Source organism: Actinoplanes missouriensis 431 (genome assembly GCF_000284295.1).
GTDB classification, from domain to species: Bacteria; Actinomycetota; Actinomycetes; order Mycobacteriales; family Micromonosporaceae; genus Actinoplanes; species Actinoplanes missouriensis.
In genome coordinates this window covers 5213428-5239028 of sequence record NC_017093.1, presented here as the reverse complement: position 1 = coordinate 5239028, position 25601 = coordinate 5213428, and the positions used below count along the sequence as shown (strand labels likewise).

19 protein-coding genes and 1 pseudogene are annotated in these 25601 nt (G+C 69.2%); 9 read left to right on the top strand and 11 right to left on the bottom strand.

Going from position 1 to position 25601, the window contains the following annotated elements; all coding sequences use genetic code 11:
• Positions 1-67 precede the first annotated feature (67 nt).
• Entirely contained in the window at positions 68-1525 is a 1458-nt protein-coding gene (locus AMIS_RS40795; protein ID WP_014445068.1) for a GGDEF domain-containing protein, read from the top strand.
• A 37-nt stretch (positions 1526-1562) separates the two neighbouring features.
• Here AMIS_RS40795 and AMIS_RS24375 read toward each other — a convergent pair whose 3' ends face one another.
• Together AMIS_RS24375 and AMIS_RS24370 are read right to left on the bottom strand one after the other, a co-directional pair.
• Complete coding sequence (locus AMIS_RS24375; protein ID WP_014445067.1) at positions 1563-1952, bottom strand: TIGR03618 family F420-dependent PPOX class oxidoreductase; 390 nt, start codon at positions 1950-1952, stop codon at positions 1563-1565.
• Positions 1953-1965: 13 nt separating this feature from the next.
• Positions 1966-2598 (bottom strand): TetR/AcrR family transcriptional regulator, encoded by a 633-nt coding sequence (locus AMIS_RS24370; protein ID WP_157435036.1) that lies wholly within the window; start codon positions 2596-2598, stop codon positions 1966-1968.
• 169 nt (positions 2599-2767) lie between these two features.
• Here AMIS_RS24370 and AMIS_RS24365 point away from each other — a divergent pair, with 169 nt between their 5' ends.
• From AMIS_RS24365 to AMIS_RS45010, 3 genes and pseudogenes are all read left to right on the top strand, one after another.
• Entirely contained in the window at positions 2768-3133 is a 366-nt protein-coding gene (locus AMIS_RS24365; protein WP_014445065.1) for a VOC family protein, read from the top strand.
• Between the two features lie 631 nt (positions 3134-3764).
• Positions 3765-3923: pseudogene (locus AMIS_RS45015) on the top strand (transposase); the annotation flags it as partial.
• A gap of 94 nt (positions 3924-4017) precedes the next feature.
• Positions 4018-4335 (top strand): hypothetical protein, encoded by a 318-nt coding sequence (locus tag AMIS_RS45010; RefSeq protein WP_386934544.1) that lies wholly within the window; start codon positions 4018-4020, stop codon positions 4333-4335.
• Positions 4336-4953: 618 nt separating this feature from the next.
• Here AMIS_RS45010 and AMIS_RS41855 read toward each other — a convergent pair.
• From AMIS_RS41855 to AMIS_RS24345, 4 genes are all read right to left on the bottom strand, one after another.
• Positions 4954-5643 (bottom strand): SLATT domain-containing protein, encoded by a 690-nt coding sequence (locus AMIS_RS41855; protein ID WP_231859074.1) that lies wholly within the window; start codon positions 5641-5643, stop codon positions 4954-4956.
• Between the two features lie 175 nt (positions 5644-5818).
• The gene (locus AMIS_RS45005; RefSeq protein WP_083888688.1) at positions 5819-6091 is read right to left on the bottom strand and encodes a cell division protein SepF; all 273 of its coding nucleotides are present in this window, start codon (positions 6089-6091) and stop codon (positions 5819-5821) included.
• 908 nt (positions 6092-6999) lie between these two features.
• Complete coding sequence (locus AMIS_RS24350; protein WP_014445061.1) at positions 7000-8520, bottom strand: DUF6114 domain-containing protein; 1521 nt, start codon at positions 8518-8520, stop codon at positions 7000-7002.
• A 46-nt stretch (positions 8521-8566) separates the two neighbouring features.
• Positions 8567-9175, bottom strand: a complete 609-nt coding sequence (locus AMIS_RS24345; protein WP_014445060.1) for a DUF6230 family protein — start codon at positions 9173-9175, stop codon at positions 8567-8569.
• A 403-nt stretch (positions 9176-9578) separates the two neighbouring features.
• Between AMIS_RS24345 and AMIS_RS24340 the strand changes: the two genes are divergently transcribed.
• Entirely contained in the window at positions 9579-11519 is a 1941-nt protein-coding gene (locus AMIS_RS24340) for an ATP-binding protein (RefSeq protein ID WP_014445059.1), read from the top strand.
• Here AMIS_RS24340 and cydC read toward each other — a convergent pair.
• The 4 genes from cydC to AMIS_RS24320 are packed head-to-tail and all read right to left on the bottom strand — an operon-like array spanning position 11432 to position 17198.
• Positions 11432-13162, bottom strand: a complete 1731-nt coding sequence (gene cydC, locus AMIS_RS24335) for a thiol reductant ABC exporter subunit CydC (protein WP_041830031.1) — start codon at positions 13160-13162, stop codon at positions 11432-11434. The two genes, AMIS_RS24340 and cydC, sit on opposite strands and share 88 nt — an antisense overlap.
• Complete coding sequence (cydD, locus tag AMIS_RS24330; protein WP_014445057.1) at positions 13162-14796, bottom strand: thiol reductant ABC exporter subunit CydD; 1635 nt, start codon at positions 14794-14796, stop codon at positions 13162-13164. The genes cydC and cydD overlap by 1 nt, the downstream gene beginning before the upstream one ends.
• Complete coding sequence (cydB, locus tag AMIS_RS24325; protein WP_014445056.1) at positions 14796-15803, bottom strand: cytochrome d ubiquinol oxidase subunit II; 1008 nt, start codon at positions 15801-15803, stop codon at positions 14796-14798. Before cydB ends, cydD begins: the two co-directional genes overlap by 1 nt.
• Positions 15804-15812: 9 nt before the next feature.
• Positions 15813-17198, bottom strand: a complete 1386-nt coding sequence (locus AMIS_RS24320; RefSeq protein WP_014445055.1) for a cytochrome ubiquinol oxidase subunit I — start codon at positions 17196-17198, stop codon at positions 15813-15815.
• A gap of 179 nt (positions 17199-17377) precedes the next feature.
• On the opposite strand from AMIS_RS24320, the gene AMIS_RS24315 reads away from it, so the two are divergent.
• The 3 genes from AMIS_RS24315 to AMIS_RS24305 all read left to right on the top strand — a co-directional run bounded on the left by AMIS_RS24315 (position 17378) and on the right by AMIS_RS24305 (position 22585).
• Positions 17378-18145 (top strand): FAD binding domain-containing protein, encoded by a 768-nt coding sequence (locus AMIS_RS24315; protein ID WP_014445054.1) that lies wholly within the window; start codon positions 17378-17380, stop codon positions 18143-18145.
• Positions 18142-20721 (top strand): molybdopterin-dependent oxidoreductase, encoded by a 2580-nt coding sequence (locus tag AMIS_RS24310; protein ID WP_014445053.1) that lies wholly within the window; start codon positions 18142-18144, stop codon positions 20719-20721. The genes AMIS_RS24315 and AMIS_RS24310 overlap by 4 nt, the downstream gene beginning before the upstream one ends.
• 61 nt (positions 20722-20782) lie before the next feature.
• Positions 20783-22585, top strand: coding sequence for an L-lactate permease (locus AMIS_RS24305; protein WP_014445052.1), 1803 nt, complete (start codon positions 20783-20785; stop codon positions 22583-22585).
• 261 nt (positions 22586-22846) lie between these two features.
• Here AMIS_RS24305 and AMIS_RS24300 read toward each other — a convergent pair whose 3' ends face one another.
• Positions 22847-24037 (bottom strand): ROK family protein, encoded by a 1191-nt coding sequence (locus tag AMIS_RS24300; protein WP_014445051.1) that lies wholly within the window; start codon positions 24035-24037, stop codon positions 22847-22849.
• A 362-nt stretch (positions 24038-24399) separates the two neighbouring features.
• Here AMIS_RS24300 and chvE point away from each other — a divergent pair, with 362 nt between their 5' ends.
• Positions 24400-25518 carry a multiple monosaccharide ABC transporter substrate-binding protein gene (gene chvE / locus AMIS_RS24295; RefSeq protein ID WP_014445050.1) on the top strand — a complete coding sequence of 373 codons (1119 nt, stop codon included), beginning with the start codon at positions 24400-24402 and terminating at the stop codon, positions 25516-25518.
• Positions 25519-25601: the final 83 nt, after the last annotated feature.

Genomic DNA, 25601 nt, shown 5'->3' with positions numbered 1-25601 from the left:
CTGATCACAGACCCCTGTCCATGTCATACTCGGCCCTCTTGCGGATCTCCACCAACATGGGGTGGGCATGCGACTGCGCATTGCGTTGCTGGCGGGCCTGGTCATGGCGTCTGTCGTGCAGTTTCTGCACCCGTTCCTGCCGGAAACGGCCGGATTGGCGCTCTCCGATGTGCTGATCGCGGTGGCCAGCGGGTATGCCGCCGTCAACTATCGCAGCCGGGCCCGGGACACCGGCAACCCGCCGCGGATCCAGCTCGCCTTCGGGTGCGGCGCAGCGGCCTGCGCGGCGTGGTCGCTCTCGAACGTGCTCTTCCTGCTCTCGGTGCTCGGCGTCTCCTGGGCCGCTGCCCCGGCGGTGGTGCTCTCCACGGTCGCCGCGATCGGCGTACCCCTGGCGATCGTCCTTGCCGGTCCGCGCCTGCGCGGCATCGCCGCGGCCCGGCAGCTGATCGACGTGGCGGCGGTCTCCGGGGCCTTCCTCGCGCTCGTCGGAGAGTTCATGCCGGCCGGGGGAGGGCAGACCTTCAGCGGGTACGCCGTGACGATCGTCGTCGTTCTCGGAGTCGGCGCCGCCGTGGCGCTGGTGACCCTCGCCGGTTCGGTCCCCGGCCGGCGGGCGAGCGCCCAGCAGCTCCTCGCGTTCGCCGCGCTGGTCCAGGCGGTGACGCTGCTCGTGTCGGTGCGCAACGACGTGGCGGGCGAACCCTGGTATGCGAACGGGGTCGGCGCCGGCTACGTGCTCGGCGCGTTCGTGATGGCGGCGTCCAGCCGGCTCGCCGTCTCCCGGCCCGGCGTCGACGGGGTGGAACGCCTGGTCTTCAGCCCGTGGGCGCTGCTGCCCTACGTCCCGGTCGCCACCGCGGTCGGCGTCGCCGCCGGCCGCCAGCTGACCGACGGCGAGCTCGGCCCGGTCCTGGTCTGGCTGCTGCTGAGCAGCTTCTCGCTGGTGCTGCTGCGCCAGTTCCTCACCCTGATCACGGTCGGCCGGCTCACCGTCACCCTGGAACAGCAGCGGGAGGCCCTCGCCTACCAGGCCCACCACGATCCGCTCACCGGCCTGCTCAACCGGTCCGCCTTCGACAGCCGCGCCGCCGCGCGCCTCTCCGCCGGCTACCTGGAAGCCTGCGCGATCATCATCGACCTGGACGGCTTCAAACCGGTCAACGACACCCTCGGGCACGCCGCCGGCGACGACGTGCTGGTCACGATCGGGCACCGGCTCACCGCCGAACTGCGCGGCACCGACCTGGTCAGCCGGTGCGGCGGCGACGAGTTCGCGATCCTGCTGATCGACGCCGGTCCGCGCGCCGGCATCCTCGCCGAACGCCTGCTGCGCCGCATCGCCCAGCCGATGATCATCCAGGGCCACCCGGTGAAGGTCAGCGCCAGCATCGGCGTCGCCGTGACCAGGCGCGGCGAGCGGGTCGGCATCAGCGCCCTGCTGCGCCAGGCCGACACCGCCATGTACGCCGCGAAGGCGGCCGGCAAGAGCACGGTGAGCCGCTACGAGTCGTCCGCCGCATAGCATCGGCTCATGGTGAGCTCCGGGCCAGCCGGCCGGATCAGGGTTGGTGCACCCGGTCGACCTTGACGGTGAGCAGGACGCGCTGCTGCGGGCCGCCGCCGAAGCCCGGGTACGGACGGCCGATGTACTTCTGGGACAGCTCGTCGATGTTCTCCCGGGCGCCCTCGGTCGTCGCGGACACGACGCTCCCGCGCAGGGCCCAGGACCGTGACGGCGCGGCCGGGTCGGCGATCCCGATGGCGATGCGCGGGTCGCGTGCGATGTTGCGGGTCTTCTGATGGGTGTCGACCGTGTTGATGAGCACGTGCTCACCGTCGGTGGAGGCCCAGGTCTGGGAGATCTGCGGCGAGCCGTCGGGCATGAGCGTGGTCACGAAGCAGATCGCCTTGGCGTTGAGGACCTCGAGCAGGTCGTCGGGCAGAGCCATGATGGGTGGACCTTCAATTCTTCTCGTCGTGGTAAAGGTGGTCGATGACCGCTTCGTCCGGCATGTCACCGGACAGATCGGCATGGCGCAGGCCCGCCAGGGCGATCCGGAGGGCGCGCCGCCACAGCTGCGGGGCGAAGTCGCGTGAGGCATCCATGACGCCACCCACCATCACGTGCACGGCGGCGAAGTCGGCGGGCGTCGCTCCGGGGGGAAGCTGACCCGCGCGGACCGCGCGGGCGATCAGTCCGGCCACGAGCGGGGTCATCCGCTCGTGGGCGCGCTGCACCAGGGTGGTCGCCTGGTTGCGGCTGCGCAGCAGCTCCCCGAGGCCCCGGCTCTGCGCCTCGATCTCGAGCTGCCGCTCGAGGAACCAGGTGAGCCCGGTCCACGCGTCGTCGTGGCGGGCGGCCTGCTCCGTCAGGTCGATCACCGTGTCGATGTGCTTGCTGAACAGGGCGTCCAGCAAATCCCGCCGCTGCGGGAAACGCCGGTAGATGGTGCCCATCCCCGTGCCGGCGGCCCGGGCGATGTCCTCGTAGGAGACGTCCAGACCGGCGGAGGCCATCAGGTCGTACGCCGTGCGCAGCAGCAGTTGACGGTTGCGTTCGGCGTCACGGCGCAGGGGAGAGCCCGGTTCGTCCACGTACCGGATCGTAGCGAAGTGGAAGATCTTTTCCAAGTTGAATTATGGTTCCACTTGGCGCGATACGGGGCGGACGAATCGTCATGCCGGTGTTAGCGTGCCGAGCGAGCGAGCCGTGCCATCGACGCGAAGCGGGGTTGCCGTGCAAGGGTTGGGTGTTGCGCCCCTGATGGTGGTGCGAGACGTCGCGCGCAGTGTCGCGTTCTATCGGCGACTGGGTTTTCGGCCCCTGGTGGAGTGGGGCGGCTATGCGAAGCTGACCGACGGGACCGGAATCCTGCATCTCGCCGCGCAGGGGGACCCGCCACCGGATCGACCCGGGGTCGCGCTGACGGCACCGGACGACACGGCGAGCGCGGTGGCCGCCGCGATCGTCATGCAGGTCACGGACTGCCGCCAGGCCTGTGCCGAGCTGGCAGCGGCGGGCGTCGACCTGCTGACCGATCCGGCCGAGCCTGCGTGGGGTGGCGAGGTGAGGGCCTTCCTGCGTGACCCGGACGGTCATCTGGTCGAGATCAACGAGGCCCTGCCGTAGGTCAGGGACCACCTGATCCAGCCGCGGCTGTCGCCCGGCGAGATCGTGGCCCTGGTCGAATACCTCGAGCAGTTCTTCGCCGATCCGGAGAGCTGAGACAACAGGCTCGACCTTCACCGCTGCGGAACGTGGAGCTGATGACCGCTACTTGAACCTCAACGACCAGGACAGGCGTTTGAAGGAAGCCGTCACGTGGATCTCATCGTCCTGCATCCCGCAGCGGTAGGTCAAGGCGCACCTCGGACGTCCCAGACCGGATCGGGCTGCCGCCGTGCGGGGTCGAAGCGAAGAGCAACTCTGAGGCAGCCGCGCTTCAGGTGGCCGAAGTCAGCGGGCGTCATGCCTCTCGCAGATGTCAACAATGTTGATCAAAGGGCCGGTCGCGAACGCTTCGCGCTACGCGACCGGGCCTCGCTCGACCTCGCCTACGTCTCGCCGCCTCGCCTCTACTGGCGACCGTCCTTCTGTGGGTGGACGTAGGTGCGCTACAAACAAGATCAAGGGCGGGCTAAGCCTCGGCTCGCCCATCACGCGGCCAGCCGTTGCCAAGCCCCCTAAAAGCCCTTGACACGATCTATTAAATCGATGCTGATCAGCGTTGCGAGGCAAAGATCCGTCTTTTTCGGTCGGCGTGAGCACGGCTTGGGTGATCGCTGACGAGTTGTGGAAGCTGATCGAACCGGTGCTACCGCCGTGGCCGGCGAAGGCGCCGGAACCGCGGCCGGTGCCAGGCCGGCTGTGCTCGCAAGGCATCCTGTTCGTGCTGCACACCGGGATCGGCTGGGAAGACCTACCCGCAAGATCTCGGCTTCGGCTCCGGAATGACCTGCTGGCGTCGGTGGCAACGCTGGGTCGAGGCCGGCGTTCTCGACCGCCTCCCCCACATGCTGCTGGCGAAGCTGAGCGCGGCGAACCGAATCGACTGGTCACGTGCGGCGATGGGCGGCGGTCACATCGACGAGAAAAGGGGTGCCGGGATAGGCCCGTCGCCGGTCAACCGCGGCAAGCCATGCTCGAAGCACCACCTGATCTATGACGGCAACGGCACCCCGCTTTTCGCGCTGACCAGGAGCGCGAACGATCCCGACATCAAACGCGCGCTCGATCTGCTCGACTGCTCCGCCGATCGCCCAGGCCGTCCCCGGCGCCGTTTCAAGGCACTGCTGGCCGAGAAGGCCTGCAGCAGCGCGGCGTTCCGTTAAGCATGCCGCGACCGCGGCACTGAACCGCTCATTCCGAAGCCGAAGAGCACTGACATCAAAGGACTCGGCAAGCTGCGCTAGGTGTCGAACAGACCTTCGCCCTCCTGCATCAGTTCCGCCGGCTCGCGGTGCGCTGGGAAGGCCAGCTCGACATCCACGACGGCTTCGTCAGCCTCGCCTGCGTCCTGATCTGCTGGCGCAGACTGATCAACTGGACCCGTTAGAAGATCGCGTTAGGAGCTTTACTCACGGCGACCGAAATGAGACTGATCTTTACCTTGCAACGGTGACCAAAACCGATTCAACAGCACGTTTTAGGAGCTTTCGAACCGAACGTGGACGCGCCATGCCTTGCCGAGGCATACGGAGGTAGTTGGCTGAGATGATCGCTAACGTTGCCATCCTGGCTGCGGCTCAAAATATATCTGCATCTCGAATACTGGGCTACTAGGTTGGCGATGAAACGATAAACGTTGCCACTGTACGGCCTGGATTTCTACGGCTCCATCGTTCATTGCGACCCAGAGCGCAGCTCGATGGAATACTTCAGCCTCGCTGTCGCCGCCGATATAAACCGCCACCACGCTCTCGTCCGGGACAGGAAAGCTAGGCGATTCGTTACTCATCGGCGCTCCGAACGTCCGGGGGCTGCTCCAGGTTCTGTTGACGCTTCTTCTGCTCCGATTTCAGGCGGTGGACCTCCTCGACAAAGTCTGCCAGAGCTGTCTCTTCGTCGCTGTCCTTGTAGCGACCGACACCGATCTCAACTGCCTCCCACTCGTTTTCGATTGCGTCAGCTGTTTGCTGAAGATAGAAACTTCTCTCCTTGTACTTGAAGTAGCCCATGAAACCACTTGAAATGCCAACGGCAAATGTCAAGGCCAGCGTCACCCATCGCAATACCGGCACTTCTGTTGAAACGCCAGAGGCGCCAGTGGCGGCGAGGGAGCCGATGATGATAATCCCTTGAAGGAAGTTGTTGACGCTGCGGTAGCGCTTGCTTTCCGCTCGGAGGTGGTCTACATCGGTGTAGGCGTCCTCCTTGTACGTAACGCGGCGCACTCTCGGAGGGGTATCTGCATTGGCAAGCAGAATCTTGCGTTCATCGCGCTGTCGCGCCAACTTCAGCTCTAAGTCGCCTTCCGATAGGTATAGCTTCTTTTGCTGATTATCCCTTTCGGGATAACCTCGATACTTCTTGAGATAGAAAGCGGCCCCGCAGAAACACGCAACGATTGGGATGGCCGGTATGTAGATTGCCGTCCGGATCGCCACGGGTACAACCGTTACCGGCATGTAAAGCAGCACGTAAAGCACCACTGCCAGCAAGGGGCCAAGGAGCATGGATATGTTTGACCACCGCGCCCTCTGCCGTGCTACTGCAAGGGCGTGCTCAGTTCTACGAACCTCGTGGTTGAGAACCAACAGCTGATCAGTATTCGACGCGGCCAACCCATCCCCTTTCACAGCAAGAACCGGCCAATCAATCGACACCCGGAGTTAAAACAATTACGAACTCCGAAACCCGAAACATCCAACCCGACCTTGCAGTGCAAAGTCCGCTGCAAAATTCGACGATGCGAATTGCCGATTGATGATCAACCTTACTTAAGTCGACGGACACCACGTGGGCAGCGCAGTAGTTCTGCGCGATGCGGCGCACGGCATCTTCGTAATCATGAGGGAGGCACCGAAAGTTGTCCGTTAAGCGTATTCCATCAGGCGCCCCTCGCCCAACCTCGTACGAATTTAACATAACGGCAGTCTCAATAGCCGCCTCGAGTTTGGCGGACTTAGATGTGTCTATAGGGCGACGACCGATCGCGTAATCCCGGCCCCGTCGACGCACTCGGGCGCTCCCGTGTAGAACCGCAGCTAGAATCAGGCATGCAACTAGGGAGGTGGTCAGGGAAGAAAGCAGTATTGCAGCGTATATCAGCGCTGGGAAGTCGTATTCCACGGATGCTTCTACTCTCGGTCTAGCCAGCCAGCTATCCGCTTGTGGTGATCAGCACAGGCGCTGCAGCACTGACCGAGCAAAAGCTGCCGATAGGTTTCAAATCCGATCGCGCCAGCCTCAACTTTTTGCACCAGCTTTAACTTTGCTCACACCAATAGGCTAGCTTGGATGTTTAAGCACGCGATGAATGTGTCAAATTTGCGACTGGGCGATACTTTTCTGGCAGTATCGACTAGGGGATGAGCAGTAGCGCAGTAAGGCGCTAGGGGATCCCGGCACCACCCATCCCTGAAGATCCGGCGAATCGATCTTCATAGCGCCGGAAGACGAAGAAATCGGCGGTGACCTCTGAATCGTCCTCCGACAGAGGGAAGCCGAGGTGAGACCTGATTGACGGCACCTGCGATGCCGGACACACATCATCGCAAGGTCGTGTTGCCGGGCGATGCCGCCGCTGAGAGGGTCCAACCACTGCCGAGATCCGCCCAGCGGCATGTTCCCCCAGCCCTCCGCGAGTCATCGACACTCCCCATCTACGCCGGCTTTTTGAGGGCGACTTGGACGCCATCGCCGACGCCTTAACGGGCGGTCACCAGCGGTGGCCCGGACTCGCTACAGGGCCGGTAACACCGGACCAGCCGTCGATGCGGTCCGGCAGCGAATTCGCCGGCCAAATGACGTGGGCCGAACCGAAGCGCGGCTGGCTAGGGGAGCTCGCTGATGCTGATCGGCTTGGCGGTGAGGACATCGCACTGCACATACGCCAGGTCGATCGTCACGTCGGTGAACCACAGCACCGGCAGCGTCAGCGGCGGCGGCTGTTCGGGGCTGAAGGTCACCGGGATCAAGCCGAACAACTTCCCGGTGAACTTGGGGGAGTAGAACTCGACATTCCCATCGGTGGTCAATTCGCCACTCTTGATCAGCGTGGTGGCGCCGTTGGGCTCGGCGATCTCCAGGCTGAACGGCTTGTTCACCGCCTTGTCCATGCTGAAGAAGAGCGATGTGATCGGCCCGTTCGCCGTCGGGACGTCGACCACGCCCTCATAGGTCGAGTTGTACATGGTCAGCGACTTGGTCCTGAGGATCCCGGGCTTCACGCCGGCCCGCGGGATCCCGTCCGACTCGGCGACCAGGCCCTCCTGCCGGGCGCCGAGGCACGGGATCTCGTCCGGCTTCCGGCTGGGCGTCGGCGACGCCGACGAGCCAGGAGCTTGCGAGGGTACGACGGTGGAGGGTCCCGCCGACGACGGAGCAGCCGAGGAGGGGGCGGGCGGGGCGGCGACCGACGGCGACGGCGACGGCGACGGCGCGGCCTGACCGGGGTTGAAGATGTCGTTCAGCCCGTCACCGATGTCCTCGAGAGCGTCGCCGATCCCGTCCAGGATCGGAAAACCGGTGTCGTCGTCGTCCTCGCCGGTCGCCGACGGGGACGGAGCAGCCGAGGCCGAGGAGGCCGACGGCCTGGCCGTCGCCGTGGACGACTGCGAGGCCTTCGGAGCTTTCCGCTGAGCGGCCTTGGCCGGAGGCGAAACGGACCGCGACGGCGTCGTCGTGATCGACGGCAGGCCCTCCGGGCACTCCGGCGCCGCATCCGCCGGGACATTGCCCCCGGCCACGACGGCGGCAGCCAGCGCCAGCGGCGCGATCAGCAGCGCCTTCCGATGAGCCGAGCGATGCGCCGGCCGATGCTGCGGGTCCCCGTCCTGAGGGCCGGCCCCGATCCCCGGCACGATCGTCGGGTCACTCACCACCGCCGGAATCTCCGCGGTCGGCGGCCCGCTGTCATGAACCGGCTCCTCCGGAGGCCGATTCTCCGGGGCTGACGGGCTCCACGCGATCGCCAGCGCCCCGCCGACGATCCCGAGCAGCATCCCGACGAACCACCCGCCCAGGTTCAGCCCGATGAACGAGTACAGCGCGGTGAGCGTCCCCACCACCCCGTAGAACAGCCGCTGCGCCGGGCTGAACCAGACCAGCAGCCCGCTGACCAGCATCAGCACCGGGATCAGGTAGGACAGGAAACCCTGCGGCCCGATATGGATCTCGATGTTGTCGAGGGCCATGTTGGCGCTCAGGAACATCTCCAGCCCGGACAGGACCAGGAAGAACCCCGCCCAGTACGGCCGGCCGCGCCGCCACGCCCGGAACCGGCCCCACATGTTCTCCGCCGTCACACGATCCTCCGCACCACCGTCGAACGGCGCCCATCCGGACGGCGCCATGGGCCGGGCTCGTGGAGATCACCCCACGAGCCCGGTTCACTGCGAATCAGTAGCACTCGTGCTTGCCGCTGAGATGGAGCTTGAGGCTCATGCCGTTCAACGTGAAGGTCGAGGCCGAGGTGTAGTAGGCCTGCTGCCGGAGGTTGATGATCGTAACTTTCCTGGCCTGCTGGCCGAAGGCGCCGGGGGCACCCTTCGCCTCGTCCTGGGCCCGGTCCAGGGTTCCGGCGTCCAGGCCGATCTGGATGTCCTCGAACGTGGCGTCGCCTCCCAGCGAGGACATGCCGATCAGCAGGTTGCTCGCGGTGACCGGGTGCTCGGGGTCGTCGCCCGCTTCGATCCGCAGCGTCACCGGTCCGACGGCCACCGACTGGCAGAGGTCGTTCAGCGTCGCTTTCTCGATGCCCGACATCGCGGCGGTCGTGGTGCCGTCGCGGGTCTCGAGATCTCCGTTGTACTGGGTGAATCCCTCACCCACCAGCTTGCTGGCGGAGAGTTTGAACTGCTCACCGGCAATGGTGAAGTTCGCGGCGAGTGCGCCCTGGGCGAGCGCGAGAACGAGGCCGCCGGCGACGACGGTCGGCACACCCACCGCGACGGCGAACCGGTGCCAGTTGGTGCGCCCGGCAGCCTGCGCGCTTTGCGCATCCTTCACGGAACCTCCTTGGGATGGCGTCCAGCCGCGACCGGCGAAACCCGGCCGATGCAACCCGACCGGCGTTTTCAGCGAACCTCGTCGATGCCGCAGCCGTAATGTGCCGGAAATGTTGCCGCTGTCGCGCGGCGACTACAAGAGCCCCGGCTACCAGTCAGTAACCCAGATCACCGAGATCAACATGACGCTGGGTGATCCCCGCCACGCCCCTGTCCGATATTTCCGACAAAAAGAACCGAGGCGCCAAGTTACCCGTTACCCCCGGTACGCAATAGGCCAATTATCACGAATCAATAACGAAACTGTACGGATGCTGAGTGGTCCCCGATCTGACCGAGTGGCTTAGGTCACCGCGTCCCCCTGCCGATCGGACTGACATGAACGCTCGCGAGGAGCGCCGCCGATGAGCGTGCAGCGACGTCTCCACCTGGGCTTCGCGGCCCTGCTGCTGCTCTTCGCGGCGTTTCTCGTGGTCCAGTTCGCCGTCGGCGGGCGGCTCCGCTCCGACCATGAGGACGCCACCGCCCGGATCGCCGCGGCGGAACGCGCCAACGACCGGGTCCTGCAGCGGATGACCGACGCCGAGACCGGTGTCCGCGGCTACCAGCTGACCGGCGACCGCTCCTTCCTCGAGCCGTACCAGAACAGCCGCAGCGCGACGCTCGCCGCGCTCGACGAGGTGGTGGCCGGCACCCGGGACGCCGGGGTGCGCCGGATGGCGGGCCAGGAGGGCGCCGTGGTCGGCCGCTGGCTGGAGCAGTACGCGGAGGTGGTCGTCGCGTCCGATCAGCCGGGCGCCACGGTCTCGCTCGCGGCCCGCGGCAAGCAGATGTTCGACGAGTTACGCCTGGTCCACGAGGCGGTGGACGAGGGGATCGCGGCCGAGCTCCGCGCCGAGGAGCGCTCCTGGGTGACCGTCCAGCGGCTGGTCAACGGCGGGTCCGTGATTTTGGTGGCGGCGATCCTGGTGCTCGCCTACCTGGTCGCCAGCACCGGCCACCGGAAGTTGTTCGCTCCCCTGGACCGGCTGGGCCGCACGATCCGCCGGCTCGCCGAGGGGGACCGTTCGGCGCGCGCCGAGCCGGTGGAGGCGGTCGAGCTGCGGACCGTGGTCGACGCGCTCAACGACCTGGCCGCGCAGACCGAGGAGCTGCTCGCCGGCGAGCAGGCCCGCGCCGACCGGGCCGGGCTGCGGCAGGCGGTCGCCGCCGAGTTGCAGGACGTACGGGACCCGACGGTCGCGGCGCACCGGATCGCCGAGCTGATCGGCGTCGCGGTGAGCGACGGCGGCAGTGGCAGCGTGCACTGCGCGCTGGTCATCCCCGGCACCGGCGCGGTCCAGGTCCAGTGGCCGGAGGGCACGCGCCCGCTCTCCGAGGCGGTCGCCGGCAAACTGCTGGCCGGCGGTCCGGGCCGGGTGCTGACCTTCGACGACGGCGCGATCGGCGTCACGATCGGCGGCGACGCGGACTGCGAAGCTGGGTTCCTGCTGGTCAGCCGCCCCGGCCAGCGCACCTGGGCGGACGGCGAGCGGCGGCTGCTGGTCGGCACCGCCGGGGCGCTGGAACGGGTGCTGCGGCAGCTCACCCTGCAGCACCGGCAGACCCGCCTGATCACCGAGCTGCGGATGCTCGACCATCGCAAGGACGTCTTCATCCAGACCGTCACGCACGAGCTGCGCACCCCGCTGACCAGCATCCTCGGCTACACCGAGATGCTCACCGAGGACACCGGCGACCTCTCGCCGGTGCAGCAGCGGTCGCTCAGCGCGATCACCCGCAACGCGCACCGGCTGCACGAGACGATCGCCGACCTGGTGCTGCTGGACCGGCCGGACGCCGCCGGGTTCCCGGCCGCGCCGCTCGACCTCGGCGAGCTGGCCGCCATGGTGCACACCGAGCTGGAGAACGCGGCCCGTGCCAAGAACCTGTCGGTCGGTTTCGAGGCCGAGCCGTGCTGGGTGCTCGGCGACCGCACCCAGCTGCAGCGGGCGCTGCGCAAGCTGATGGAGAACGCCATCAAGTTCACCCCGTCCGGCGGAAGCGTGCGCTGCGAGCTGACCACCGGCGCGGACGGCCGATCGGTGTCGGTCTCGGTCACCGACACCGGGATCGGCATCCCGGCCGAGGACGTGCCCGGCCTGTTCACCCCGTTCCACCGGGCCGGCAACGCGATGGACCAGGCCGTACAGGGCCCCGGTCTGGGGCTGGCGATCGTCCGCGACATCGTCAGCGACCACGGCGGCACCGTCGCGGTTCAGTCCGTGGTGGGCCGCGGCAGCACGTTCACCATCACCCTGCCGGCGGTCACCGCCCCGATCCCGGAGTCGGTCCCGGTGGGCTGAAGAACGTCGGGGTGAGAAACGCCGGGGTGAAGACCGGTGGTGTGGTGGGTGATCAGCAGGACGGTGCGGTCGCCGGCCGCGTCGAGCAGGTCCCGGGTGAGCGCCGCCGCGGTCTCCTCGTCGAGGTGCTCGGCCGGCTCGTCGAAGATCAGCACCCGGGCGTCGGTGAGCAGCATCCGGGCCAGGGCGAGCCGCCGCCGCTGCCCGCCGGAGAGGGCCATGCCGTGCTCGCCGACCAGGGTGGTGAGGCCGTCCGGCAGGGTCTCCACCCAGTCCAGCAGGCGGGCCGCCCGCAGCGCCGCCCGCAGGTCGGCGTCGGTGGCGTCCGGCTTCGCGATCCGCAGGTTGTCACCGATCGTGGTGTCGAAGAGGTAGGCGTCCTCGGGCAGGTATCCGACGATCTCCCGCACCCGGTCGGCCGGTATGTCGCGCAGGTCCACCCCGTCCAGGGTGATCCGCCCCTGCCGCGGGTCGAGGAAGCGCACCAGCAGCGCCGCGATCGTGCTCTTGCCGGAGCCGCTCGGCCCGGTCAGCGTGACCCGCGCGCCGGCCGGCAGCACGAGGTCGACGTCTCGCACCGCGGTCCGCCCCGGCACCCACCCGGCGGTCACCCCCTCGATCCGGATCTCCGGCACCCGCGAGGGCGAGACGCGGGGGGAAGGCACGCGAGCGGCATCGACGACGGGGGACGGGGTGGTCCAGAGTTCGTTCAGGCGGCGCAGCGATGCCTTCGCGCTCTCGTAGGTCTGCGCCGCCGCCGGCAGCGGCCCGGCCACCTCGAACACGGCGAGCGGGGTCAGCACCACGAGCGCCAGCAACTCCCCGGGCAGGCTCCCGGACCGCACCGCGGCGGCTCCGGCCACCAGCCCGGCCAGCACACAGAATCCGCTGCTCAGCGTGGTGACCGCCGCCGACATCCCGGTCATCAGGGCGGATCTGCGGCCGGCCGCGGTCAGCCGGGCGTCGATCGCGTCGATCCGGCTCAGGCGGGAGCGCGTGGCCCCGTACGCGGAAAGGTCGGGGAGGCCGTGCAGGAGATCGATCACCTCGGTGGCGAGTTGGCCGCGCAGCGGCGCGAGCCGTCCGTCCGCGCGCCGGGTCGCGGCACGCTGCAGCAGCGGCACGCCGACCGCGACCACGAGCAGCCCGAGCGCGAGCGTGATCCCGGCGGCGGGCACCAGCGCGCCGACCACGAGCACCGCGGCGAGCCCGGTCAGCAGCGCCACGCAGAACGGCAGCACCACCCGGGTGACCAGGTCGAGGACCGCGTCGACGTCGGAGGCGAGTCGTTGCGCCAGGTCGGCCCGGCGGAAGTCGGCGAGCCCGGCCGGCGCGAGTTGCTCCAGACGCCGGTAGAGGCGCACCCGCACGGCACCGAGGATCCGGAACGCCGCGTCGTGCCCGAGCAGCCGTTCCAGATAGCGCAGCACGCCCCGGCTGAGCCCGCACGCGCGCACCGCGACGATCGCGACCATCAGGTGCAGCACCGGCGGGTGCAGCGCGGCCCGCGAGATCAGCCAGGCCGAGCAGGCGGTCAGGGCGATCGCGGCGCCGGCCGCGCCGGTTCCGGCGAGCAGGGCGAGACCCAGGCGGCCCGCCGCCGGCTTGATCATCTGGTACGGGGTCAGCACACCGGCCGTCATCACACACCTACCGGGATCCGGGGTCGGGAGAGGTTGATCTCGCGGTCGGCGAGGGCGATCAGTTCCGGACGGTGCGCGGCGATCACCACGGTCCGCCCGCGGGCCAGCCGGCGGATCGCGGTCATCACCTCGGCGGCCGTGGCGGCGTCCAGGTTCGCGGTCGGCTCGTCGAGCAGCACGATCGGCGCGTCCCGCTGGAACGCCCGGGCCAGGGCGATCCGCTGGCGCTGACCGGCGGAGAGCCCGGCGCCCGCGTCGCCGAGCAGCGTGTCGTAGCCGAGCGGCAGGTCACGGATGAACCCGTCGGCGTCCGCCTGCACCGCCGCGGACCGGGCCGCCGCACGGTCGCCGGTGTCCGGCGCGAGCACGATGTTCCGGTACACCGACGTGGCGAACAGGTGCGGCCGCTGCGGTACCCAGGCGATCCGGGCCCGCCACGCGTCCGGATCGAAATCAGTCATCGGTACGCCTCCGACAGCCACCCGGCCGGAGGTGGGCGCGACGAACCCGAGCAGCACGTTCAGGGTCGTCGACTTGCCACAGCCGGACGCGCCGGTGAGCGCGACGACCTCGCCCGGCTCGATCGTGGCGTCCAGTCGCAGCGCCGCTCCGGCGCGGCCGGGGAAGCGCACCTCGACGTCGGAGAAGACGATCGCGCCGTCGTGCGGCGCGGCGGTCCCGGCAGCGGGCAGCGGCGTCTCCAACACCGCGAAGACCTCCTCGGCCGCGGCCAGTCCCTCCGCGCTGGCGTGGTAGTTCGCGCCCACCTCACGCAGCGGCCGGTACGCCTCCGGTGCCAGGATCAGCACGAGCAGCGCGGTTGCCAGGTCGAGTTCGCCGGAGACCAGGCGCAGCCCGATGCCGACCGCGACCAGGGCCACCGAGAGGGTGGCGAGCAGCTCCAGGACCAGCGAGGAGAGGAACGCGGTCCGCAGCGTGCGCAGGGTGTGCCGGCGCTGGTCGGCGCTGATCCGGGCGATGATGCCGGCCTGGGCCTTGGCCCGGCCGAAGAGCTTCAGCGTCGGCAGGCCGGCCACCACGTCGAGGAAGTGGTGGGAGAGGCGGGCCAGCAGGCGGAACTGCCGGCGGTTCTGGGCCTCGGTGTGCATGCCGACCAGGGCCATGAAGATCGGGATCAGCGGCAGCGTGACGGCGATCGTGAGGCCGGCGATCAGGTCGGCCGGGACGAGCCGGACCAGCAGGATGCCCGGGACCAGCACCGCGAGCACGAGCTGCGGCAGGTACCGGGCGAAGTACGCGTCGAGCGCGTCCAGGCCGTGCCCGGCCAGCGTGGCGATCTCCCCGGCTGGCGTGCGGTGTGCCGGGCCGAGCGCGGCGAGGTGGCCGAGCAGGCGGCGGCGCAGCTCGCTCTTGACCGCGGCGGCCGAGCGGGCCGCGGCCACCTCCTGCAGCCAGGCGGCAGCGGCCCGGGCGGCGACCACGGCGATCAGCGGAAGGACGTCCGCGAACGTCAGTGAGAAACCGTCCAGGAACACGCCGGTGATCGCGTCCGCCAGGAGAACGGCCTGGGCGATCAGCAGCGCGGCCTGGCCGGCGCCGAGGACGACGGTGGCCGCCAGGTACGCCCGGGTGGCCCGGGCGTACCTGAGCAGGCGCGGATCCAGAGGCCTCATCAGTGGGCGCCGGATGCCGGGATGTCGCTCAGCGTCAGGCGCTTGCGGAACACCCAGTAGGTCCAGCCCTGGTAGATCAGCACGATCGGGGTGAAGCAGACCGCCACCCAGGTCATCACCTTCAGGGTGTACGGCGTCGACGACGCGTTCGTCACGGTGAGGCTGTTCGCGGCGTCCAGGGTCGACGGCATGACGTTCGGGAAGAGCGTGACGAACAGGGCCGCCACCGCGAGCAGGATCGTCGCGCCGGTGGCCGTGAAGGCCCAGCCCTCCCGGCGGGCGCGGGTCGCCAGGACCGCGCCGATCAGGGCGAGCGCGGCCAGGACGGAGAGCGCGATGCCCCAGCCGTCTTCGTGCGTGAGACCGGTCCAGATCAGGAAGGCGGCGGCGACGGGGACGGCCACGAGCGCCAGGCGGGCGGCGAGACGACCTGCCTGCTCGCGCATCGGGCCGTCGGTCTTCAGCGCCAGGAACACCGCGCCGTGCAGGGTGAAGAGGCTGAGCGTGGTCAGGCCGCCGAGCAGCGCGTACGGGTTGAGCAGGTTGAAGAATCCGCCGACGTACTCGTGGTTCGCGTCGATCGGCACGCCGCGCAGGATGTTGCCGAACGCGACACCCCAGAGGATCGCCGGGATCAGGCTGCCCCAGAAGATCGCCCGGTCCCAGCCGCGTTTCCAGGCGGCGCCGGGCCGCTTGCCCCGGTACTCGAAGGCGAGACCGCGGACGATCAGCGCGACCAGGATGATCAGCAGGGGCAGGAAGAAGCCGGAGAAGAGGGTGGCGTACCACTCGGGGAACGCCGCGAAGGTGGCGCCGCCGGCGACCAGCACCCAGACCTCGTTGGCGTCCCAGACCGGGCCGATCGTGTTGATCGCGAGGCGCCGGGACGTGTCGTCCTTGCCGACGACCGGCAGCAGGATGCCGACGCCGAAGTCGAAGCCCTCGAGCAGGAAGTAGCCGGCCCAGAGGACGCCGATGAGCAGAAACCAGACGGTAGTGAGTTCCACGATGTCCTCTTAGTAGGCGAACGCGAGCGGTTTGTCGGCTTCGTCGGTGGTCGGCGCGGGGATCTCGGGCGCCCCGGCCTTCGCGTACTTGAGGAAGAGGCCGAACTCGATCACCGCGAGGACGCCGTAGAGGACGGTCAGCACGATCAGTCCGGTCGCTGCCTCACCCGCCGACACCGAGGGGGAGCCCGATTCGGCGGTGGTGAAGAGGCCGAAGACGGTCCACGGCTGCCGGCCCATCTCGGTGAAGATCCAGCCGAACGAGTTGGCGAGCAGCGGCATCGCGACGGTGCTCACCGCGGCGATCCAGAGCCAGCGGCTGCGCGGGCGGCGGTCACCGCGGGTGAACCAGAGCGCGGCGGCCGCGATCAGCATGGCCAGCCCGCCGAAGCCGATCATCAGGCGGAACGACCAGTAGGTGACCGGCACGATCGGCCGGTAGTCCCCGGGACCGTACGCCTGCTCGTACTCTGATTGGACGTTGTTGATGCCTTCGACCTCGCCGTCCGGCGAGCCGGTCGCCATGAACGAGAGCAGCGACGGGATCCGGACGCTGTAGAGCTCCTCGTCGCCGTCGAGCGAGCCGATCGTGAAGAGCGAGAAGGACGCGCTGCCGGTGGTCTCGTAGAGCGCCTCGGCGGCCGCCATCTTCATCGGTTGCTGCTCGGTCATCACCCGTGCCTGGATGTCGCCGGTGATCAGCACCCCGAGGCCGGCGATCAGCACCACCCAGGCGCCGAGCCGCATCGACGGCTTGAACACCTCGGGCTGGTTGTTCCGGCGGAGGTGCCACGCGCTGACGGCCAGCAGCATCGCGCCGCCGGTCAGGAAGCAGGCGGTGATCGTGTGCGGGAACGTGACGAGCGTGGTCGAGTTGGTCAGCACCGCGCCGATGCTTGTCAGCTCGGCCCGGCCGTCGCCCATGGTCCAGCCGACCGGGTGCTGCATCCAGGAGTTCGCGGCCAGGATGAAGTACGCGGAGAGCGTGGTCCCGAGCGCCACCATCCAGATGCTCGCCAGGTGGATCTTCTTCGGCAGCCGGTCCCAGCCGAAGATCCAGAGCCCGAGGAACGTGGACTCCAGGAAGAAGGCGAGCAGGCCCTCGATGGCGAGCGGAGCGCCGAAGATGTCGCCGACGAACCGGGAGTACGCCGACCAGTTCATGCCGAACTGGAACTCCTGCACGATGCCGGTGACCACGCCGATCGCGAAGTTGATCAAAAAGAGCTTGCCCCAGAACTTGGTGGCCCGCAGGTAGTGCTCCTTGCCGGTGCGGACCCACGCGGTCTGCAGGCCGGCGACGAGGGCGGAGAGCCCGATCGTGAGGGGTACGAAGATGAAGTGGTACACGGTGGTGATGCCGAACTGCCACCGCGAAAGATCGAGCGCGTCCACTGACGTCCTTTCCGCGAAGTCGCCTTGACCCTTCCGGGCCGCGATCGTGTTGATCAGGGGCGAACGGCGGCGTCGGCCCGGGCCGAAAGTCCCGGTTACCGTCGGCGCGTTACGCGCGGTTAACCGTCGGCCGTGACGGACTGCCAAGATCGGAAACACGCAGCGCGTAGCGTACGAACGTGGATCTGAACACCGTCACCGAAGTGATCAGTCCAGCCGCTCCCGGCGCGTGGCGGCCGGGCGATGCCTGGCTGGGCGGCGGGACCGCGCTGTTCGGCGAGCCCCGCCCGCACGTCCGGCGCCTGCTCGACCTGACCGCGGCCGGCTGGCCGGCGCTGACCGTCCACGACGACGGCAGCGTCGATGTCGCGGCCACCTGCACGGTCGCCCAGCTCAACGAGCGGCTGGGCCGGCACGCCATCGTGCGGCAGTGCTGTCACGCCTTCCTCGCCTCGTTCAAGATCTGGAACGTGGCGACCGTCGGCGGGAACCTGTGCGCCGCGCTCCCGGCCGGGCCGATGATCTCGCTGAGCGTGGCGCTCGGCGCGTCGGTGCTGCTGATCGGCCCCGGCGGCGAGGAACGGCGGGTGCCCGCCGCCGCGTTCGTGACAGGTGAGGGGACGACCGTGCTGCGGGACGGAGAGCTGCTCCGATCGATCCACTTCCCGGCGTCGGCGTTCACCGGGCGTATCGCGTACCGGCGTGGCTCCCTGCACCGGCACGGCCGGTCGGCGGTGCTCCTGATCGGCCGCGCGGCGTCCCCCGGTGAGATCTCGCTGACCGTGACCGCGGCGACCCGGCGGCCCTATGTCCTGCCGCTGGGCTCCCTGTCCGCCCTCGATGCCATCCCGGCTGACGACTACGTGGACGACGTGCACGGTCGTCCGCTCTGGCGCCGGCACCTGACCCGGCACTACGCCGCGCAGATCCTCGCGGAGCTCTCATGATCGAGATCAACGGAACGGCACACGACCGCGCTCCGCGACCGGGCCAGTGCCTGCGCACCTACCTGCGCGAGGAGGGCTGCTTCGGCGTCAAGAAGGGCTGCGACAGCGGCGACTGCGGCGCGTGCACGGTGCACGTCGACGGCGCGCCGGTGCACTCCTGCGTCTACCCGGCGTTCCGGGCGCAGAGCCGCAGCGTCACCACGATCGAGGGACTGGGCACGCCGGACGCGCTGCACCCGATGCAGCGGAGCTTCCTGGACGCGCAGGGCTTCCAGTGCGGTTTCTGCACCGCGGGCATGATCATGACGTCTGCCGCGCTCTCCGCGGAGCAGCGCGAGGATCTGCCGCGCGCGCTCAAAGGCAACCTCTGCCGGTGTACGGGGTATCGCGCCGTCGAGGACGCGATATGCGGCCGCCCGGTCGCCGGCGCCGGGCCGGACCGTGGGTGCGACAGCGGACCGGCCGTCGGGTCGAGCGCGGGAGCGCCCGCCGGGCCGCAGGTGGTGACCGGCACCGCGCGGTACACGTTCGACCTGGACGTTCCCGGCGTGCTGCATCTCAAGGTGCTGCGGTCGCCGCACCCGCACGCCCGGATCGTCGCGGTGGACACGTCGGCGGCTCTCGCGGTGCCGGGGGTGGAAGCGGTGCTGACCCACAAGGACGCGCCGGACCGGCTGTTCTCCACCGCGCAGCACGAGAACGAGGCCGAGGATCCGTACGACACACGGGTGCTCGACGAGGTCGTCCGGTTCGCCGGCCAGCGGGTCGCCGCGGTGATCGCCACCTCGGAGGCGGCGGCCGAGGAGGGGGTCCGGCTGCTCCGGGTCGAGTACCAGGTGCTGCCGTTCGTGCTCGACCCGGCCGAGGCGATGCGGCCGGGCGCGCCGGTGCTGCACCCGGACAAGGGGACCGCCGAGGGGATCTCCCGGTCGGCGTCGAACGTCGTGGGCGAGCTGCACGCCACGCTCGGCGACGTCGAGGCGGGCTTCGCGCAAGCCGACGTCACCTATGAGGCCACCTTCCGCACCGCGCGGGTGCAGCACGCGAGCCTGGAGACGCACGGGGCCCTCGGGTGGCTGGACGACGACGGGCGCCTCGTCCTGCGGTCCAGCACGCAGACGCCGTTCCTGACCCGGCGGGCGGTCGCCCGGCTCTACGACCTGCCGGCCGACCGGGTCCGGGTGGTCGCGGGCCGGGTGGGCGGCGGGTTCGGTGGCAAGCAGGAGATGCTGGTCGAGGACCTGGTCGCGCTCGCGGTGCTGCGCACCGGACGGCCGGTGAAATGGGAGTACACCCGGTCCGAGCAGTTCACCGGCGCGACGACGCGGCACCCGTTCGCGGTGACCGTGACGGCGGGCGCCCGCCGGTCCGGTGAGCTCACCGCGCTCACGCTCGACGTGCTGGTGAACACCGGCGCCTACGGCAACCACGGCACGTCGGTGATGCACCACGGCTGTCACGAGACGCTCGCGGTCTACAAGTGCGGGAACATGCGTACCGACGCGGTGACGGTCTACACGAACACCGTGCCGGCCGGCGCGTTCCGCGGGTACGGGCTCGGGCAGGTCACGTTCGCCGTGGAACAGGTCATGGACGAGCTGGCCCGCGCCATCGGGATGGATCCGGTGACGTTCCGCGAGCTCAACGTGGTGCGCGAGGGGGACGACCTGACCGCGCCCGGCGACCACGTCGAGGACCTGGGGATCGCCAGTTACGGCCTGGACCAGTGCCTGGACCACATGCGGGCGGCGGCGCTCACCACCGACGAGGCCCCGGCGGGCTGGCGCGTCGGCGAGGGCATGGCGATCGCGATGATCGCGTCCGGGCCGCCCGGCGGGCACTTCGCCGACGCAGGCGTCCGGGCCCTCGGCGACGACCGGTACGAGGTGTCGGTCGGCACCGCCGAGTTCGGCAACGGCAGCACCACGGTCTTCGCGCAGATCGTCGCCGACGAGATGGCGACCACGCCGGACCGGGTCGTCATCCGGCAGTCCGACACCGACCTGGTCGGCCACGACACCGGCGCGTTCGCCTCCACCGGCGTGGTCGTGGCCGGCCGCGCGGTCCTGCGGGCGGCGCGGTCGCTGCGCTCGGGTGGCGACGGGCACGGCTTCTTCGACGGCACGCCCCGGTCGGTGGCGTTCAACGCGCAGTGGTTCCGGGTCGCGATCGACCCGGACACCGGGGAGCTGCGGATTCTGCGCAGCGTGCACAGCGCCGACGCCGGAACCGTGATGAACCCGGCCCAGCTGCGCGGCCAGATCGAGGGGGGAGTGGCGCAGGCGATCGGCGCGACCCTCTCCGAGCACGTCGACGTCGCGTCGTCGGGCGAGGTCACCACGACCACGTTCCGGCAGTACCACCTGCCGGCGTTCGCGGACGTGCCGCGGACCGAGGTGCACTTCGCCGGCACCACGGACGCGATCGGGCCGCTCGGCGCGAAGTCGATGAGCGAGAGCCCGTTCAACCCGGTCGCTCCGGCGCTGGCCAACGCGATCCGGGACGCCGCCGGCGTCCGCATGACCGACCTTCCCTTCACCGCCGACCGCATCTGGCAGGCCGTGCACGACGCCTGATCCCGTGTTGCGCTTCACATCCAAAGGGCTAGATTGCGCGTAGGGAGATCGATAGCTCTGGATGGTTCTCATGTTCGAACAGTTCAGGATCGTGACCGACCCGGTATCCGGCTCCGTGGCGCTCTCGGCGATCTTCGCCGCGCTCTCGCTGCTCACGCTCTTCCTGCTGCTCGGCGTGGTCCGGATGCGCGCCTGGCTGGCCGGCCTGATCTCGCTCGGGGTGGCCCTCGCGGTCGCCGTCCTGGTCTACGCCATGCCGATCGGGCAGGCGCTGCTGTCGGCGAGCGAGGGTGCCGCGTTCGGCTTCTTCCCGATCCTGTGGATCGTCATCAACGCCATCTGGGTCTACAACCTGACCGTGGTGAGCGGGCACTTCGACGTGCTGCGCCGCTCGATGGAACGGGTCAGCCCGGACATGCGCATCCAGGCGATCATCGTGGCGTTCTGCTTCGGGGCGCTGCTGGAGGCCCTCGCGGGATTCGGTACGCCGGTCGCCGTCACCGTGGTCATGCTGATGGCGCTCGGGTTCCGGCCGCTGCGGGCGGCCGCCGTGGCGCTGATCGCGAACACCGCCCCGGTCGCCTACGGGGCGCTGGCCACCCCGATCGTCACCCTCGGGACGGTCACCTCCGGCGCCGTCCCCGACCCGCGGCTCACCACCGAGACCCTCGGCGCGATGGTCGGCCGGCAGACCCCGATCCTGGCCGTCGTCGTGCCGCTGGTCCTGGTGGCGGTCGTCGACGGCCGCCGCGGAATCCGCCAGACCTGGCCCGCCGCGGTGGTGGGCGGCCTGGTGTTCGGCGTGGGCCAGTTCGTCGCGTCGAACTACATCTCGGTCCCGCTCACCGACATCGTCGCCTCCCTCGCCTCGGCCGCCGCGGTGGTCCTGCTGCTCCGCATCTGGCGGCCGTCCGAGTCGCCGGACCTGCACGAGGGCGCTCCCGAATCCCCGGCTGCCGGGTCGCCGGCCTCGGACCCGGTGGGCGGCGCAGGGGCGGGCAGCGCGTCGGCGGACCGTGGTTCGCCGGCTGCCGGGTCGCCGGCCTCGGACCCGGCGGGGCCCGTGGGGGCAGGCGCCGGCTCGAGGCGGGCGGCGGCGGTCACGGTGCGGCGGGACCCGCCGGTCGAGGTTCTGCGGGCCTACGCCCCGTACCTGATCATTATCGTGATCTTCTCGGTCGCCAACCTGGGACCGGTCAAGGAAGCGCTCGCCGAACAGCCGTGGACCGTGGTCTTCCCGTGGCCGGGGCTCGACGTGCTCGGGGCGAACGGGCAGCCGCTCGCGTCCACGAAGTTCACCCTCGGCTGGCTGCCGGCGGCCGGGACCCTGATGATCCTGGCCGGCATCCTCACCGCGATCGTGCTGCGGATCCGTCCCGGCGCGGCGTTGCAGGCCTACGCGCGGACCTACGCCGAGCTGCGCCACGCGATCGTGACGGTCATGGCGGTGCTCGCCCTCGCCTACGTCCTGAACCAGTCCGGGCAGACCGCCACCCTCGGCGAGCTGTTCGCCCAGGCCGGCGGGGTGTTCCTCTTCCTCTCCTCGATCCTCGGATGGATCGGTGTGGCCGTGACCGGTTCCGACACGTCCTCGAACGCGCTGTTCGGCGCGTTGCAGGTGCAGACCGCGGTGAAGGCCGGCCTCGACCCGGTGCTGCTGGCCGCCGCGAACTCGTCCGGCGGCGTGCTCGGCAAGATGATCAGCCCGCAGAACCTGGCGATCGCCGCCTCCGCGGTCGGGATGGCCGGGCGCGAGGGCGACATCTTCCGCCGGGTGGTCGGCTGGAGCGCGGTGCTGCTGCTGTTCATGTGTGTGCTGGTCACGTTGCAGGGGACGCCGGTGCTCGACTGGATGGTCCCGTAGCGAACGCGCCGGGCGGGACGCCGGGAATGCGGGTGACGTAAAGCCGGAAAACCGGGGGCGCTGCTCCGGCCGTACCCTCGCGATCGGGTTTTGTCCCGAGAAGCGCGGGACCGAAATACTCGGATTTGCCGGGTACCTGCCGATAAACCATCTGTGACGGTTATCTCGGCATCTCCGATGTCCCGGCCCTCTTCAGGGCCGGGACATCACTGTGCGCCGCAGGATGACCGCGCTGCCGGACATTCCGCCGCGAACGGGCAGCTATCGGGCGAGCCAGCGGATCGGATCGTTGATCACGTCGCGGACGACCGAGCGGGCCGCCCCGAGAGCGGGCGCCTCCGCGCCGTACGCCGCGGCCCGGACCTCGGGGTCCGCCCAGCGTGCGCCGACGAACTGGGCTCGCACCTCGCGTTCCACCTCGGGCCCGATCCACGGGGCGAGGTCGCGGTAGATGCCGCCGAGCACGATCGTGCCGACGTCGAGCAGGTTGAGGCAGCCGGCGAGCGCGAAGCCGAGCGTGCGCCCGGCGGTCGCGAGGGCTTCCAGGGTCTGCGCGTCGCCGGCCCGGGCCCGCGCGGCGATGAGGTCGACGGTCGGGCGCACGCCGAGCGTGGTGCCGACGCCGCTGGAGATGCTGGTGGCGCGCAGGATCGCCTCGTGCCCGGCGTAACGCTCGAGGCAGCCGCGCCGGCCGCACGGGCACTCCGGGCCGTCGCGGTCGATCGTGAGGTGCCCGATCTCGCCGCTCCAGCCGTGCGAGCCCCGGTAGAGCGTGCCGTCGAGCACGATGCCGGCGCCGACGCCGATCTGGCCGCTCACGTAGAGGTAGCTGGCGCCGGACCTGATCAGCTCCTGCTCGGAGAGCGCCGCGAAGTTGGCCTCGTTGTCGAGCGCGGCCCGCTCGCCGTGCACGTCGGCCGGCAGCACCTCGGTGACGTCGAGGTCGCGCCAGCCGAGGTTCGGCGCGAGCGTGACGGTGGCGCCGCGGCGGTCGACGATGCCGGGGACCGCGACCGCACTGCCGCAGAGGGCCAGGCCGTCGGCCTCGGCCGCGTTCTGCGCGCCGCGGGCCAGGCGGGCGATCCGGTCGAGAACCTCATGGGTGTCCTGACCGCGCTGGTCCTCGGAGACCACGTGCTTGTAGCGCACCGCGCCGGTGAGATCGACGACGCAGACCGCGGTGTAGTCGACGTTGACGTCGATGCCCAGCCCGGCCGGGCCGTCGTTGCGCAGGCCCAGCGCCGTTCCGGGCCGGCCGGCCCGGGAGCTCTCCCGGCGGCTGCCGACCTCCTTGACCAGGCCGCCGGCCATCAACTCCTCGATCAGCGAGCAGGCGGTGGACCGGTTCAGGCCGGTCGCGGCGGAGATGCCGGCTCGGGAGATCGCGCCGGACTGCTCCGCGACGCAGCGCAGGGCCAGGGCCAGGTGGGCGGCCCGGGGATTGACCGGCATCCTCGCTCCTCTCGCGCTGTGTGCCGTCACGATAGCGGTCCGTACGTGGCCACCCCTCGGCGTATTAGTCGGAGTAGACAACAAATACTATGGCCCGCACCCCGTGACGGCCCGTGCTGTCAAGGTGCTCTAAGCCTCAGAAGTTGACCTATGTTTATCCAGGCTGATGCCTTGATCACGGGTCTACCGTGGGAGGCGTCGCTCACAGTGAGTGTTACGGAGCCGTTACGGTCACCCGCGTGCAGCGTACGTCTTTGGGCGTATGTTGTTCGCACCAACAAATAGACTCCGGCAGACATCGGCCTGCCGGCTCAAAGGTCGGCCCGCATCGCTGCGGGCCCGATACGAAAGGAGACGTCGAGGTGTCCAAGAACTTCCGGGTTCTCGCGGCGGTCACCCTGGCCGCGACTCTGGCCGCGGCGTCGGGTTGCAGCAGCACTCGCGACGAGGACAGCTCCAGCTCGGGCGGTGGCTCGAGCAACCTCGTCGGCATCGCGATGCCGACGAAGAGCCTCGAGCGCTGGAACAACGACGGTGCGTACCTTGACGAGCTGCTGAAGAAGGCCGGCTACGAGACGTCGCTGCAGTACGCCGACAACAAGGTCGACCAGCAGATCACCCAGATCCAGAACATGATCAACCAGAACCCGAAGGTTCTGGTGATCGCGTCGATCGACGGCACCGCCCTGGGCCCGGTCCTCGACAAGGCCGCGCAGCAGAACATCAAGGTCATCGCGTACGACCGCCTGATCAACTCGACCAAGAACGTCGACTACTACGCGACCTTCGACAACTACCAGGTCGGCAAGCTCCAGGGTGAGTTCATCGTGGACAAGCTCGGCCTCAAGGACGGCAAGGGCCCGTTCAACCTCGAGCCCTTCTCCGGCTCGTCGGACGACAACAACGCCAAGTTCTTCTTCTCCGGCGCGTGGGACGTCCTCAAGCCGTACGTGGACAGCGGCAAGCTGGTCATCCCGTCCGGCAAGAAGCTCTCCAGCAACGACGACTGGAAGAACGTCTCGATCGACGGCTGGACCTCGCAGAAGGCCCAGTCGGAGATGGACAACCGCCTGAACTCGTACTACACGGGCGGCAAGAAGGTCGACGTCGTTCTCTCCCCGAACGACTCGCTGGCGCTGGGCATCGAGCAGTCGCTCGAGTCCCAGGGCTACAAACCGGGCACCGACTGGCCGCTCATCACCGGTCAGGACGCCGACCTGGCGAACGTCAAGAACATCCTGGCCGACAAGCAGTCGATGACGGTCTGGAAGGACACCCGCACCCTGGGTGAGCAGGTCTCCAAGATGACCGACCAGATCATCAAGGGCGAGACCGTCGAGACGAACGACACCACCACCTACAACAACGGTGTCAAGGTCGTTCCCTCGTACCTCCTGCCGCCGGTCGTCGTCACCAAGGACGACGTCAAGACGAAGCTCGTCGAGTCCGGCTTCTACACCGCCGACAAGCTCGGCCTGTAACGCCCCTCAGCTCTTGCTGGGACCGGCCGGCCGATTCTCCGGGATTCGATCTTGGAGCTTTCAGGATTCGATCTTGGAGAATC

Coding starts and splice junctions, on each gene's coding strand:
- AMIS_RS45010 (WP_386934544.1), top strand. CDS start 4,018: ATGCTGCTGGCGAAGCTGAGCGCGGCGAACCGAATCGACTGGTCACGT.
- cydC (WP_041830031.1), bottom strand. CDS start 13,162: ATGACGGCCGGTGTGCTGACCCCGTACCAGATGATCAAGCCGGCGGCG.
- AMIS_RS24350 (WP_014445061.1), bottom strand. CDS start 8,520: ATGGCGCCGTCCGGATGGGCGCCGTTCGACGGTGGTGCGGAGGATCGT.
- cydD (WP_014445057.1), bottom strand. CDS start 14,796: ATGAGGCCTCTGGATCCGCGCCTGCTCAGGTACGCCCGGGCCACCCGG.
- AMIS_RS24340 (WP_014445059.1), top strand. CDS start 9,579: ATGAGCGTGCAGCGACGTCTCCACCTGGGCTTCGCGGCCCTGCTGCTG.
- AMIS_RS24300 (WP_014445051.1), bottom strand. CDS start 24,037: ATGCCGGTCAATCCCCGGGCCGCCCACCTGGCCCTGGCCCTGCGCTGC.
- AMIS_RS24310 (WP_014445053.1), top strand. CDS start 18,142: ATGATCGAGATCAACGGAACGGCACACGACCGCGCTCCGCGACCGGGC.
- AMIS_RS24305 (WP_014445052.1), top strand. CDS start 20,783: ATGGTTCTCATGTTCGAACAGTTCAGGATCGTGACCGACCCGGTATCC.
- AMIS_RS40795 (WP_014445068.1), top strand. CDS start 68: ATGCGACTGCGCATTGCGTTGCTGGCGGGCCTGGTCATGGCGTCTGTC.
- AMIS_RS45005 (WP_083888688.1), bottom strand. CDS start 6,091: ATGTTAAATTCGTACGAGGTTGGGCGAGGGGCGCCTGATGGAATACGC.
- AMIS_RS24365 (WP_014445065.1), top strand. CDS start 2,768: ATGGTGGTGCGAGACGTCGCGCGCAGTGTCGCGTTCTATCGGCGACTG.
- AMIS_RS24375 (WP_014445067.1), bottom strand. CDS start 1,952: ATGGCTCTGCCCGACGACCTGCTCGAGGTCCTCAACGCCAAGGCGATC.